This is a genomic window from Pseudomonas sp. NPDC078416, from assembly GCF_050268485.1.
Lineage (GTDB): Bacteria > Pseudomonadota > Gammaproteobacteria > Pseudomonadales > Pseudomonadaceae > Aquipseudomonas.
Genome location: NZ_JBNNGV010000003.1, coordinates 98654 through 111461, shown reverse-complemented (window position 1 = coordinate 111461; position 12808 = coordinate 98654). Strand labels below are relative to the sequence as shown.

The following is a 12808-nucleotide window of genomic DNA, read 5'->3' as shown; positions in this document are numbered from 1 at the left end:
AACAATGATCTTGAGAGTGACTGGGGTGGTGATGGCGATTTTCGCCATTGCCCTGTTGTACATGGGTGCGCAACTGGTGGCCGCCGGCGGCTCGGCGGCGTACTCGATGATCGCCCTCGCGGTATTGGCCTCGGCGGTGCTGCTGATCCTGAAGAGGAAAGCGGCGCTGACGGTGTATGCGCTGCTGATGTGGGGGATTCTGATCTGGATCGTCTACGAGGTCGGCTTCGACAAATGGCAGTGGATTCCGCGCGGCGATCTGTTCGCGCTGCTGGGTCTGTGGCTGGCGCTGCCGTGGGTGGTGCGTCCGCTGTACAAGGCGCAGAACCCGGGCGACACGCGCCGCTTCCACCCGCTTCTGGGTGGCACCGTCGGCGTGATGATGCTGATCGTGCTGGCGGTGATGTTCTACGACCCGTACCCGGTGGCGGGCAAGATCGACACCCCGCAGGCAGCGCGCAGCACGGGCGAAGCCGGCAATGGCTGGGTGGCCTACGGCGGCACGAACAACGGTCAGCGTTTCTCCAGCCTCGACCAGATCAATGCGGGCAACGTGAAGAAGCTCTCGGTGGCTTGGGAATACCACACCGGCGATCTGCGCGATGCCGCAAAAGACGCCGGCGAGTACACCTTCGAAGCCACGCCGCTGAAGGTCAATAACCGGGTCTACGTCTGCACCGCGCACAACGAAGTGCACGCCCTGAACCCTGAAACCGGCAAGCTGGACTGGAAATGGGAACCGGAGAAAAACCGCTCTTACCTGCAACAGCATCAGACCTGCCGTGGCGTTAGCTACTACGCGCCGGCCGCCACCGCTGCCGCCGCTGTATCGCCGATCCAGTGCGCCAAGCGCATCATCACCGCCACAGCCGACGCGAAGCTGGTGGCCCTCGACGCTGACACCGGCAAGCTGTGCAGCGATTTCGGCAACAACGGGGTGGTCGATCTCAGTGCCAACATGGGCGAGATCCGTCCCCACGCGCTGATGCAGACGGCCGCGCCGCTGATTGCCGGTGATCGGGTCATAGTCGGCGGTTCGGTGATGGACAACGGCTACAACGACGGCAACCCGTCGGGAGTGATCCGCGCGTACGACGCCGTGACCGGCACGCTGGTGTGGAACTTCGACCCGGCCAATCCGGACATGACCCAGCCCATCGCGGCCGATCAAACCTACCCGCAGGACACACCCGTGGCGTGGGGCACCCTCAGCGCCGACATGAAAAACGGCCTGGTGTTTGTGCCGTTCGGCAACGCCTCGCCAGACGAGCTGGGCATCAACCGCGACCCGAACAACAACACGGAAAAATTCCGCGACACGCTGGTGACGCTGGACCTGAACACCGGTGCGTTCAAATGGAAATTCCAGTCGTCGAACAACGACCTCTGGGACCGCGATAACCCGTCGCAGCCGACCCTGATGGACGTGGGTAAAGAAGGCAGCAAGCAACCGGCGCTGCTGTTGCCGACAAAAGTGGGCAACATTTTCGTCCTGAACCGGTTGACCGGGGAACCGATTATTCCGGTTGATCAGGTCAAGGTGTCGACCGAAGGCGGCGTACCGGGCGAGCATTTCGCGCCGACCCAGCCGGTGTCGAAGATCAACTTCATCCCGGGACCCCTGAGCGAAAAATCGATGTGGGGCCTGACGCCCTTTGATCAGATGTCCTGCCGCACGACCTTCAACCGGCTGCGCTACGACGGCAACCCGTGGACACCGAGCACCGAGCAGGGCTCGCTGATTTTCCCGGGCAACATCGGGGCGTTCAACTGGGGCTCGGTGGCGGTCGATCCGGACCGGCAGATTCTCATCGCCGCACCGGTGCGTCTGGCCTACACCTACCACCTGATCAAGCGCACCCCGGAAACCGCCGAGAAGCGGCTGTTCACCCAGGACGGCACGCCGTACTGGAACGAGAACTTCAACGGCGAGTACGCGATTCGGATCAAACAGTTCGCCTCGGCGTTGGGCGTGCCGTGCATTGCGCCGCCCTGGGGCCGCATGGTCGGCGTTGACCTGACCACCGGCAAAACCGAGTGGATGCGCCGCACCGGCACCACCCAAAACCTCAAGACCAGCTTCCTCCCGGGTCGCTTCCCGATCGGCTTCCCGATGGGCATGGTCGCCCACGGCGGCCCGCTGGTGACGGCGGGCGGCGTGGTGTTCCATGGCGCGACGGCGGACAACTTCATCCGCGCGTACGACATCAACACCGGTGACGTGCTCTGGGAGAAGGAGCTGCCGGCGGGCGGCCAGGCGACGCCTTCGACCTACCTGGGCAGCGACGGCAAGCAGTACGTCGTCATCTCGGCCGGCGGGCATGGCTCGCTCGGCACTACGCTGGGCGACAGCGTGATCGCATTCCGCCTGGATTGACGGGCTGACGTGTAAAAAGGCCATGACGCCGTTGTGCGTCACGGCCTTTTTTTTATGCCGGGCATTGAACGCTGCTCCCGCCGTCCTCCAATAAATCTCTGGAACCCTAAGCACGCGGCGCACGCACGTTCTGTAGGAGCGTGGCTTGTCCCGCGATCAGCCGGGGACCGGTCGTGAAACCTTTGGACCCGCTTCGCCTGACGGAATGCGGCGCCTGGAATGCTGCCGCTGCGCGCCAGATCGCGGGACAAGCCACGCTCCTACAGTCGATTGGTGTCTGAAGAGGGCGCTGCCGCGGCGTGCTCCTAAAAAACGATGTCCCGGTAGAACGCCTTCAGCGTATCAACGAATTCTTCGGACAATTTCGTCCGCGTCTGGGCCGGTGCCCACATGACGTAGGTGGGGAAGAGGATCTGCGGCACAAACGGGCGGATGACAATGTCGCGGTGGCGATAGTCCCGGGCCACCAGGGGGTGGGCGAGGGTGATGCCCATGCCCAGCGCCACCATCTCGCAATTGATCGCGCTGTACTGCGCTTCCACGGTCATGACCCGTTCCACCCCGGCCTGCTCGAACAGGCCATCGACCAGCGCGCGGGTGCCGTCGCCGTGGCACAGGGAAACAAAGGTTTCGCCTTCCAAGTCGGTGAAGGTGATCTCCGCTCGGCTTGCCAGGGGATGGGACGCCGGCAACACGCACACTGCTGCCACTTCACTGAGCAGCTCGATCTGCTGACTGTCGACATCGCCGGGGTGCACCACAATCCCCACGTCGCAGAACTGCGACTTCACCCACTGCTCGACGGTGGGCGAGGAGTTCACGTGCAGCGACACGGTCAACTCCGGTCGCGTTTCGGTAAACGCCTTTAGCACCCGGGGAATCATGCTCAGCCCGGTGGAAGGCACCGCCGCCACCCGCAAGCGCCCCGTGCCCAGGTTGCGGATGTTTTTGGCCGACAGCTTGAGGCTGTCCAGCCCGACATAGGCCCGCTCGACCTCTTGAAAGAACGCCTGACCCTCCTGGGTCGGAATCAGCCTGACGCCAGCACGCTTGAACAGGGTCAGCCCGGTGCTCAGTTCCAGTTGTGCAATCAACCGGCTGATGTTGGGCTGCGAGGTGAACAGCACCTCCGCCGCCGCAGTCATGGAACCCAGGCGCATGACGCTGCGGAAGGCCTCGATCTGTCTTAGGTTCATGGCGCGCTCCATATCAAATATGAATAACTAAGGCGGATATCCGTATTTGACCATATGGAGGGGCCGTCGCAATACTCGAACCAGCCACCCATAGCGCACATGAAGATGCGCCACCCCGCGATGGATTCGCCGGGAGCATGCACGCCGCATGCAAGGCTTCGGGTCATGCCGAAGCGACTGACGCATTGTTCGATCTGCCCCCATGCACTTCGGAGATAGTCTGTGAATAGCCTTGACCTTCCCTCAGCAGCACGACCGTTTCGTCCCTTCCATCGCAGTGCCGTGGGCAGCGCCATAACGGTCGCCCTGACGCTCGCTGCCATCGGCAGCATGCCGGCCTTCGCCGAGACCACGCTGTACGTGGCCGGGGTCGGCGGCTCCACCGAGCAGATGTACAAGAACCGCGTCATCCCGGCCTTCGAAAAACAGCACAACGTCAAAGTCGTCTACGTTGCCGGCAACTCCACGGAGACCCTGGCCAAGCTGCAGGCGCAGAAAGGCCGTCAGCAGATCAACGTCGCGATGATGGACGACGGCCCGATGTATCAGGCGTTGCAGATGGGCCTGTGCGAAAAACTCAGCGACGCGCCGATTTACAACGACCTCTATCCGCTGGCACGGCTGAGCCCAGAAGCCACGGGGATTGGCGTGGTGGCCACCGGCATCGGCTACAACGAAGAGGCCTTCAAGAAGCGCGGCTGGGCGGCACCGGATTCCTGGGAAAACCTCACCGACCCACGCTTCAAGCAGCTGCTCGGCATGCCGCCGGTGACCAATACCTATGGCCTGCACACGCTGGTGGAAATGGCCCGGCTGAGGGGCGGCGGCGAGAAAAATATCGATCCCGGCTTCAAGGCGTTGAAGGATGAAATCGGCCCCAACGTGCTGGCGTGGGTCTCGGCGCCGGGCGAGATGGACGGCATGATGCAGAACGGCGACATCGTCATGGCCGTGTACGGCAGCGGCCGGGCCGTGGCGTTGCAGGGCACCGGCTTTCCGCTCAAGTTTATTTACCCGAAGGAAGGCGGCATCGCCTTGCAGGTCGCCGCGTGCAGCGTGACCCCCAACGCGCAATCCGAACTGGCCCAGGCATTCATTCAGTACGTGCTGTCACCAGAAGTGCAGGAAATCCAGGCGCGGGAGAATGGTTTTGCGCCGGTGAACCAGACCGTCAAGCTGCCGGATGATGTCGCCGCGCGCATGCCGTACGGGCCGGAGAAGGTCAACGCGCTGATCAAGGTCGATTGGGAAGCCATCAACCCGCAGCGCAGCGAGTGGACCACGCGCTGGAACCGCACCGTCGAGCGCTAGCGGTCGATCTACCGATCCCTTTCGCTGATCGACAGTCGCCGATCGACGTACGCGCCGATCTTCCCGAGCACCCTTCTGGAGACGCAGGTCCGCCTGCGTGGCACGCCCATGGCATTTCTCACCCTCGAAGGCATCGTCAAGACCTACGGCACGTTCAGGGCCATTGACGGTTTGAACCTGGAAGTCCGGCATGGCGAGTTCATCGCCTTGCTCGGCCCGTCCGGGTGCGGCAAGACCACCACGCTGCAGTCCATCGCAGGCTTCGTGCAGCCCACCGAAGGCCGGATCGTCCTCGACGGCCGCGACATCACCCACGTGCCCCCCGAACAGCGCGGGCTGGGCATCGTCTTTCAGAGCTATGCGCTGTTTCCGCACATGACCGTGGCGCAGAACATTAGCTTCGGCCTGGAGATGCGCGGCGTACCCAGAGCCGAGCGCGGCAAGCGCGTCGACGAAGCGCTGGATCTGGTGCGCCTCGCCGGCCTCGGTGAGCGTTACCCGAAAGCGCTGTCGGGCGGCCAGCGCCAGAGGGTGGCGATTGCCCGCGCACTGGCGATCCGCCCGAACCTGCTGCTGCTTGATGAGCCCATGTCCAACCTCGACGCCAAGCTGCGCGAAGAGATGCACATCGAACTGCGGGCGATTCAGCGCGAGCTGGGCATCACTACCATTCTGGTGACCCACGATCAGGTCGAAGCGATGACCATGAGCGACCGCATCGCGGTGATGCAGAAGGGCCGCATCGTGCAGATCGACACGCCTTTTGAAGCCTACGAGCGGCCCCATTCGCCCTTCGCGTCGGCGTTCCTCGGCAAGACCAACGCCTTCGCCGGCGCGGTACAACTGCGCAACGACCGTTGTTGCCACGTGCAGGTCCACGACACGCTGATGCACGTGCCCCACGAAGACCGCGCGCTGGGCAATGACGTCAACGTCTACATCCGCCCGGAGAAAATCCGGCTGGTGGCGCTGGGCAGCGGGCGGTTTTCAGGGCGCGTCAGGCTGCGGGTGTTCCTCGGCAATCTGTGGTTGATGGCGGTGGAAAGCCGCCTTGGGCTGGTGCACATGACCCTGCCAAACCTCGGTACGCCGCCGCCGGAGGAGGGCAGCGAAGTCGGGCTGGACTGGTCGGATGACGACCTGCGCCTGCTCGATCGGGAGGTCGCCCATGGCCAGGTATGACGCCGAACGGGTGGGCGTGGCGCCTTGGCTACTCAGCGGGCCGGCGTTGCTGGTGTTCATCGCGCTGTTGCTGGCGCCCTTGCTTCTGACCGCCGTGCTGTCATTGAACCTGTTCAGCGACACCGACGGCGTGGTGCCGAGGTACAGCCTTGGCAACTACTTGGAGGTGTTCAAGGACGATTACTTCCACGAGATTTTCCTGCGCACCGGCGGCATGGCCCTCGCGGTCACGGTGTTGTGCGTGCTGCTGGGCATTCCGGAAACCATCATCATTGCGCGCATGGCGCCGCGCTGGCGTTCGCTGTTCCTGCTGGTGGTGTTGGGGCCGCTGCTGATTTCCGTGGTGGTGCGGACCCTGGGCTGGGCGATTCTGCTGGGCAACAACGGCCTGATCAACGATGCCCTGCAAGCCTTGGGCATCACTGAGCAACCGGTAAAAATGCTGTTTACCCAAGTCGGCGTGGTGATCGCCCTGACCCACGTGCTGGTGCCGTTCATGGTCATTGCGGTCTGGGCGACCCTGCAACGGCTGGACCTTCAAGTGGAGTGGGCGGGCCTGTCCCTTGGCGCATCGCGGCTGACGGTGTTTCGCCGGATCATCCTGCCGCAGATCATGCCCGGCGTGCTGTCGGGCTCGATCATCGTCTTCGCCTTGGCCGCGTCGGCTTTCGCCACCCCGGCGATCATCGGCGGCCGACGCCTGAAAGTGGTGGCCACGGCGGCGTACGACGAGTTTCTCGGCACCCTCAACTGGCCCCTCGGCGCGGCCATCGCGATGCTTCTGCTGCTGGCGAATCTGATCATCATTCTGGGTTGCAGCAAACTGGCCGAGCGCCGTTTCAAGCAAGTCTTCGAGTAGCCGACCATGCACAAGAACGGATTTTTCTCGCTGCTGTTCCATGCCCTGTTCGTCACGTTCATCGTTGCACCGCTGGTGGTGGTGATGGCCATGGCGTTCACCAGCAAGGGTTACCTGTCGCTGCCCACCGACGGCCTGTCGTTGCGCTGGTTTCGGCCGCTGGCGGACAACCAGGAAATGCTCGATGCCTTCGCGCTGTCGATCAAGCTCGGCCTGGCCTCGGCGACCATTGCCGCGTTGCTGGCGATCCCGGCGGCGCTGGCTATCAGCCGTTATGAATTTCCCGGCCGGGGCGCGGTGACCGGGTTTCTGCTGTCGCCGCTGATGATTCCGTCAGTGGTGCTCGGCATCGCGTTCCTGCGTTTCTTTTCCCTGGCGCAGATCGGCGGGTCGTTTTGGGCGCTGACACTGACCCACGTCATCGTCGTGCTGCCCTACGCATTGCGCCTGACCCTGGCCTCGACCATCGGTCTTGAGCGGGACATCGAGCACGCCGCGCTATCACTCGGTGCCAGTCGCTGGACGGCGTTTTACCGGGTGGTGCTGCCGCGGATTCGCACCGGCGTGGTCGGCGGCTGGATGCTGGCGTTCATCCAGAGCTTCGACGAACTGACCATGACCGTGTTCGTCGCAACGCCGGGCACCACCACGCTGCCGGTGGCGATGTACAACCAGATTTCCCAGACCATCGACCCGCTTATCACCGCAGTCTCGACGGTGCTGATCGTCGGTACTTTGCTGCTGATGCTGATATTGGACCGCATGGTCGGATTGGACCGGGTGTTGATTGGAGAAGGCAAATGAGCCAGGGCACACAGAGCGTCATTCAGGCGGAGGTGATCGTCATCGGCGGCGGGCTGGTGGGCACGGCAGTGGCTTACGGCCTGGCCCGCAGCGGCGCCGACACCGTGGTACTGGACCAGGGCGATGATGCGTTTCGTGCCTCGCGGGGCAATTTCGGTCTGGTCTGGGTCCAGGGCAAGGGCCACGACCTGCCGGACTACTCGCGCTGGACGCAGTCGTCGGCGACCCGCTGGCCGGACTTCGCCCGGGCGCTGATGGCCGACAGCGGGGTAGACGTGCAGCTCCATCAGCCCGGTGGTTTCCATATGTGTTTCAGCGACGACGAGTTGATCGAGCGACAATCACGCCTGCAAACCCTGCAGGACGCCCTCGGCGAGTATCCCTTTCAGATGCTTGACGCCGCCGACCTCAAGGCGCGCTTGCCGCTGATCGGACCGTCCGTGGTGGGCGCCAGCTATACGCCTCTGGATGGCCACGTGAATCCGCTGAAACTGCTGCGCGCGCTGCACACCTCGGCCCAGGACAAGGGGGCGCGATTTCACGGCGGTATTCAGGTGGATCGCATCGACGGCGCCACCGGTGAGTTCTGCGTCACCGCCGGCACTCAACGCTTCATCGCGCCTCGGGTGGTGCTGGCGGCCGGGCTGGGCAATCCAGGGCTGGCCCGGCAGGTGGGCCTGCATGCGCCGGTGGCGCCTAATCGCGGCCAGGTCCTGGTCAGCGAGCGGGTGCGGCCGTTTCTCGATCACCCGACGGTCCATGTCCGGCAGACCGACGAAGGCACGGTTCAACTGGGCGATTCCATGGAGGCGGTGGGCTACGACGACAGCACCTCCACCCAAGTGCTCGAAGCCATCGCCCGGCGTGGCGTCGCGACCTTTCCGCTGCTGCGTGAAGTGCGCCTGATTCGGGCCTGGGCGGCGCTGCGCGTGCTGAGCCCCGATGGCTTCCCCATTTATCAGCAATCGGCCAGCCACCCCGGCGCCTTCGTGGTGACGTGCCACAGCGGCGTGACCCTGGCGGCTGCCCATGCCCTGCGCATCGCGCCCTGGGTAATGGGCGGCGCCATGCCTGACGAGCTCGGCGCATTCGCCGGTGAGCGTTTCCTGACTGACAAGGTGTTTTCCCATGCGCACTGATCCGCTGTTCCAAACGGTCACGAGTGAAGTCAGGTCGACGCGGACTGTCAGCCTCAGCTTCAACGACCAATCCCTCGAGGTGCCGGCGGGTATTAGCGTGGCAGCAGCACTGCTGATGTCGGGCATTAACCGTTTCCGCGCGACGCCGGTGAGCGAATCGCCCCGGGCGCCGTATTGCATGATGGGCGTGTGCTTCGAGTGCCTGGTGGACATCGACGGCGTGCCCAATCGCCAGAGCTGCCTGATCGACGTGGCGGAGGGCATGCGCATCCGCTCCCAAGAGGGCGCGCGCGACCTGATTTTTCAGGCCGGCGATGCGCAGACCCCCAGTGTGCAGACCGTCGAGGTGCAGCCATGAATGATCTTTTTGGCGGTGTCGTGGACGCTGTGGACGTGGTCGTCGTGGGCGCAGGTGCCGCCGGCATGGCAGGCGCGGTCGCGCTGACCGGGTTCGGTTTGCAGGTGGTGTTGCTGGACGAGCAGGGCAGCCCGGGCGGGCAGATTTATCGCGGCATCACCCTCGCGCCGCTGTCGCGACGGGACCTGCTCGGCGCGGATTACGCCCACGGCAACGTGCTCGCCCAGGCCTTGGCGTCTTCGTCGGTGCGCTATGAAAAAGGCGCGGCGGTCTGGCAAGTGACCCGGGATCATCAGGTCAGTTACCTGCGCGACGGGCGTCTGCGCACGCTGCAGGCCAAGGCTGTGTTGCTGGCCACCGGCGCCATGGAGCGGCCGTTTCCCATTCCAGGCTGGACCTTGCCGGGCGTCATGAGCGCAGGCGCCGCGCAGATTCTGCTGAAAAGTGCAGGGCTGGCGCCGACCGAGCCGGTGGTGCTGGCCGGTTGCGGCCCGCTGTTGTACCTGCTTGGCTGGCAATACCTGCGCGCCGGCGTGCCCATCAAGGCCTTGGTCGACACCACGCGGCCGGAAGACTACTGGCGCGCCCGGCGTCATCTGTTCGAGGCGTTGCGCGCCTGGCCGTATTTGCGCAAGGGCCTGGAGTTGATGCGCAGCCTGCGCAGCGCCCGCATCCCGCACCACACCGGCGCCGAACAGTTGGCCATCGAAGGTGACGAAGCGGCCAGCGCGTTGACCTTCAGCGTGGCCGGAAAGCCTCAGCGCATCGACGCGCGTTGCGTGCTGCTGCATCAGGGCGTGGTGCCGAACATTCAATTCAGTCAGTCGTTGCGCGCACGTCATGTCTGGGACGTCGATCAGTTGTGCTTCAGCCCGGTGGTCGACCCGTGGGGTGAGCTGGACGTGCCGGGGCTGTTCGTCGCCGGTGACGGCGCCGGTATCGGCGGTGCCCAGGCCGCGGCCCTGCAGGGCGAGTTGGCGGCGCTGGGGATTGCGAAGCAACTGGGCAGGTTCGATACCGGTCAGCGTGATGAACGCGCCGGGCCGCTGCGTGAAAAGCTGGCGTTGAACCTGCGCATCCGGCCGTTTCTCGATGCGCTTTATCAGCCGAAAGAAGCGAACCGCATTCCCGCCGATGAGGTCATCGTGTGCCGCTGCGAGGAAGTGACGGCGGGGGACCTGCGCAAGTTTGTCGCCCTGGGTTGCGCCGGCCCCAATCAGGCCAAATCCTTTGGCCGCTGCGGCATGGGGCCGTGTCAGGGGCGGATGTGCGGGCTGACGGTGACGGAAGTGATCGCCAAGGCGAGGGGCGTGTCGGCGGCGGAAGTCGGTTACTACCGCATTCGCCCGCCGATCAAGCCCATTACCCTGGGAGAATTGGCCGGTGAGTGAGGCACGCTCAAGGCACAGCGACGTGCTGGTGATAGGCGGCGGCATCCATGGCCTGAGCACCGCATTGCATCTGGCCCAGCGCGGTGTCGAGGTCACGGTGCTGGAGGCTGATTACTGCGGTCGCCATGCATCCGGGGTCAACGCCGGCGGGGTGCGCACCCTCGGCCGTCACGATGCGGAAATCCCTTTGGCGTTGTCATCGCGCGCCCTCTGGCACGACCTTGCGCAGACGCTGGGCGATGACGGCGGCTTCGTGCCCAGCGGCCAACTCAAACTCGCGGAAACCGCCGCCGAACTCGACGAATGCCGACAGCGCGTCGACCACTTGCAGCGCCTGGGTTTCACCCACGAAGTGCTGATCGACGCTCAACAGGTGTTCGAGATTATTCCTACCGTCGCCCGGCATGTGGTGGGCGGCATCTGGGTCAAGGATGACGGTTATGCCATTCCCTACAGAACCGTGACGAGCTTTCGGCTGGCGGCGGAAAAGCTCGGCGTGAAGGTGCTTGAAACGACGCCAGCCCAGCGCATCGAGCAACGCGGCAGTGAGTGGCAGGTCACCACGCCCGCCGGGGTGTTCAGCGCCGGGCATCTGGTCATCACCGCCGGTGCCTGGGCGCGGGAGCTGGCTGAACAAGTCGGCGAATCGGTACCGGCTCATCCCGAGGGCCTGATGCTGATGGTCACTCACCGCGTCGCGCCGTTTTGCGCGCCGGTGCTGGGGGCGACCGGTCGCTCGCTGTCCTTCAAGCAATTTGCCAACGGCACGGTGGTGATTGGCGGCAAGCTGATTGGCAGCGTGGATTTCCCGGCGCGCCACGGCGAAGTGGATCTGGCGCGCCTCGGCATCAGCGCGAGGACCGTCACCGACCTGTTTCCCCACCTCAAGCACCTGGGCGTCAATCGCGTCTGGGCCGGTGTCGAAGCGTTTACCGCTGACGACTTGCCGGTGATTGGCGCGAGCCGCAAGGCCAGTAACCTCAGTTACTCGTTCGGATTCTGCGGCAGTGGTTTCCAGATGGGCCCCGGCACCGGCAAGCGCCTGGCGCAGCAGATCCTTGGCGAGCACTCGGACATTTCGCTGGAGGCGTTCGACATAGGACGTTTTGATACCGCAAGGCTCGATGAGCCGCGTTCAAGCGGCTCCCACATCCCGACCCACTTACCTTTAGTTGCCCGTTAATTCCTTTCACCCTCGCAACCCATCAGGAGTTCACATGCTGGAAATCAACCGTATCGAAACCAACCAACGCATGAGCCGCGTCGTGCAGTGCAACGGCTTTACCTTCCTCGGCGGCCAGACGGCGACGGATCGCACCCTCGATATCAAGGGACAGACCGCGCAAGTGCTGGAAAAGATCGACAACTACCTGGCCAAGGCGGGCCTGGACAAAACGCGGATTCTCACCGCACAGGTCTGGCTGTCGGACATCGCGGCGAATTTCGCGGGCATGAATGAAGTCTGGGACGCCTGGGCGCCGGAAGGTCACGCACCCGCACGCGCGACCGTGGAATCACGTCTGGCAGCGCCGGATTTGCTGGTGGAGATCACCGTGGTAGCCGCAGGCTGATCAACTGGCGGTGTGGATACTGCGCCGGGCCGGGTTGATTCCCGTCCCGGCGTTGTCGCTCAAGGGCGGACAGACGCTTCGGCAGCGTTGGTGACAAGGTGGTTGGGGGTCGCGCGACGCTGTTGCGTGATCAGCACCTGGGGCACTGATGAACAGCGGTATTTGATGCCCCTTCGGGTGGGCATCAGGGCAACACTCTCCATGCACTCCGCGCGGGTCGAATACGCCGTCGGCTGGCTCTCGTCCAGGCATCCTTCCCCACCGGAACACATAGTCATTACAACCACGAAGATGCTCTTCATTGCTCACATTCCTTTTAGGCAAATCACGGCGCGGGACAGCGGGTGTGAGGCGATTTTGAGGGGACGTGACGGCCTGTGGCAATGCGGCAACGATGCATTTCGTCGGGAATATGACGCTTTCGGGTTTTCTTTGAATTTGGACGTTGATTGGCAGTCGGTAATTTGACGTCATGCTTTTTGAAGGGGGCGGCTTTACTTTAGTCTGGCGCCAATTCGAGGCGCTGGCGTGGGAGCGTTGACCGGGTTGGACAAGGCCAGATCGATCAGGCCGGAGGCGGTCAGCGTCATGTGGGCTTCCTGGGTGGGGCAGCTTTGGAA

Annotated in this window: 11 protein-coding genes; 10 read left to right on the top strand and 1 reads right to left on the bottom strand. The window is 64.0% G+C overall.

Annotated features, from left to right (window positions below; genetic code table 11):
- Positions 1-4 precede the first annotated feature (4 nt).
- A complete protein-coding gene (locus ACQKEN_RS06025) occupies positions 5-2377 on the top strand; it encodes a membrane-bound PQQ-dependent dehydrogenase, glucose/quinate/shikimate family (protein WP_427684389.1) in 2373 nt (790 codons plus the stop codon).
- Between the two features lie 305 nt (positions 2378-2682).
- Here ACQKEN_RS06025 and ACQKEN_RS06020 read toward each other — a convergent pair whose 3' ends face one another.
- On the bottom strand, positions 2683-3573 hold the full coding sequence (locus tag ACQKEN_RS06020; RefSeq protein WP_427684388.1) for a LysR substrate-binding domain-containing protein: 891 nt from the start codon (positions 3571-3573) through the stop codon (positions 2683-2685).
- A 222-nt stretch (positions 3574-3795) separates the two neighbouring features.
- Here ACQKEN_RS06020 and ACQKEN_RS06015 point away from each other — a divergent pair, with 222 nt between their 5' ends.
- The 9 genes from ACQKEN_RS06015 to ACQKEN_RS05975 all read left to right on the top strand — a co-directional run bounded on the left by ACQKEN_RS06015 (position 3796) and on the right by ACQKEN_RS05975 (position 12188).
- Complete coding sequence (locus ACQKEN_RS06015) at positions 3796-4884, top strand: ABC transporter substrate-binding protein (RefSeq protein WP_427684386.1); 1089 nt, start codon at positions 3796-3798, stop codon at positions 4882-4884.
- A 108-nt stretch (positions 4885-4992) separates the two neighbouring features.
- The gene (locus tag ACQKEN_RS06010) at positions 4993-6066 is read left to right on the top strand and encodes an ABC transporter ATP-binding protein (protein ID WP_427684385.1); all 1074 of its coding nucleotides are present in this window, start codon (positions 4993-4995) and stop codon (positions 6064-6066) included.
- The gene (locus ACQKEN_RS06005) at positions 6053-6925 is read left to right on the top strand and encodes an ABC transporter permease (RefSeq protein WP_427684384.1); all 873 of its coding nucleotides are present in this window, start codon (positions 6053-6055) and stop codon (positions 6923-6925) included. The genes ACQKEN_RS06010 and ACQKEN_RS06005 overlap by 14 nt, the downstream gene beginning before the upstream one ends.
- A gap of 6 nt (positions 6926-6931) precedes the next feature.
- Positions 6932-7729: an ABC transporter permease gene (locus ACQKEN_RS06000; protein ID WP_427684382.1), complete on the top strand. Its 798-nt coding sequence runs from the start codon at positions 6932-6934 to the stop codon at positions 7727-7729.
- The gene (locus ACQKEN_RS05995) at positions 7726-8868 is read left to right on the top strand and encodes an NAD(P)/FAD-dependent oxidoreductase (protein WP_427684380.1); all 1143 of its coding nucleotides are present in this window, start codon (positions 7726-7728) and stop codon (positions 8866-8868) included. The genes ACQKEN_RS06000 and ACQKEN_RS05995 overlap by 4 nt, the downstream gene beginning before the upstream one ends.
- The gene (locus ACQKEN_RS05990; RefSeq protein WP_427684378.1) at positions 8858-9226 is read left to right on the top strand and encodes a (2Fe-2S)-binding protein; all 369 of its coding nucleotides are present in this window, start codon (positions 8858-8860) and stop codon (positions 9224-9226) included. The genes ACQKEN_RS05995 and ACQKEN_RS05990 overlap by 11 nt, the downstream gene beginning before the upstream one ends.
- Positions 9223-10617, top strand: coding sequence for an FAD-dependent oxidoreductase (locus ACQKEN_RS05985; RefSeq protein ID WP_427684376.1), 1395 nt, complete (start codon positions 9223-9225; stop codon positions 10615-10617). Before ACQKEN_RS05990 ends, ACQKEN_RS05985 begins: the two co-directional genes overlap by 4 nt.
- On the top strand, positions 10610-11800 hold the full coding sequence (locus tag ACQKEN_RS05980) for an NAD(P)/FAD-dependent oxidoreductase (RefSeq protein WP_427684375.1): 1191 nt from the start codon (positions 10610-10612) through the stop codon (positions 11798-11800). The genes ACQKEN_RS05985 and ACQKEN_RS05980 overlap by 8 nt, the downstream gene beginning before the upstream one ends.
- A 37-nt stretch (positions 11801-11837) precedes the next feature.
- Positions 11838-12188, top strand: coding sequence for a RidA family protein (locus tag ACQKEN_RS05975; RefSeq protein ID WP_407073248.1), 351 nt, complete (start codon positions 11838-11840; stop codon positions 12186-12188).
- Positions 12189-12808 lie beyond the last annotated feature (620 nt).

Coding starts and splice junctions, on each gene's coding strand:
- ACQKEN_RS06025 (WP_427684389.1), top strand. CDS start 5: ATGATCTTGAGAGTGACTGGGGTGGTGATGGCGATTTTCGCCATTGCC.
- ACQKEN_RS06020 (WP_427684388.1), bottom strand. CDS start 3,573: ATGAACCTAAGACAGATCGAGGCCTTCCGCAGCGTCATGCGCCTGGGT.
- ACQKEN_RS06010 (WP_427684385.1), top strand. CDS start 4,993: ATGGCATTTCTCACCCTCGAAGGCATCGTCAAGACCTACGGCACGTTC.
- ACQKEN_RS06005 (WP_427684384.1), top strand. CDS start 6,053: ATGGCCAGGTATGACGCCGAACGGGTGGGCGTGGCGCCTTGGCTACTC.
- ACQKEN_RS06000 (WP_427684382.1), top strand. CDS start 6,932: ATGCACAAGAACGGATTTTTCTCGCTGCTGTTCCATGCCCTGTTCGTC.
- ACQKEN_RS05995 (WP_427684380.1), top strand. CDS start 7,726: ATGAGCCAGGGCACACAGAGCGTCATTCAGGCGGAGGTGATCGTCATC.
- ACQKEN_RS05990 (WP_427684378.1), top strand. CDS start 8,858: ATGCGCACTGATCCGCTGTTCCAAACGGTCACGAGTGAAGTCAGGTCG.
- ACQKEN_RS05985 (WP_427684376.1), top strand. CDS start 9,223: ATGAATGATCTTTTTGGCGGTGTCGTGGACGCTGTGGACGTGGTCGTC.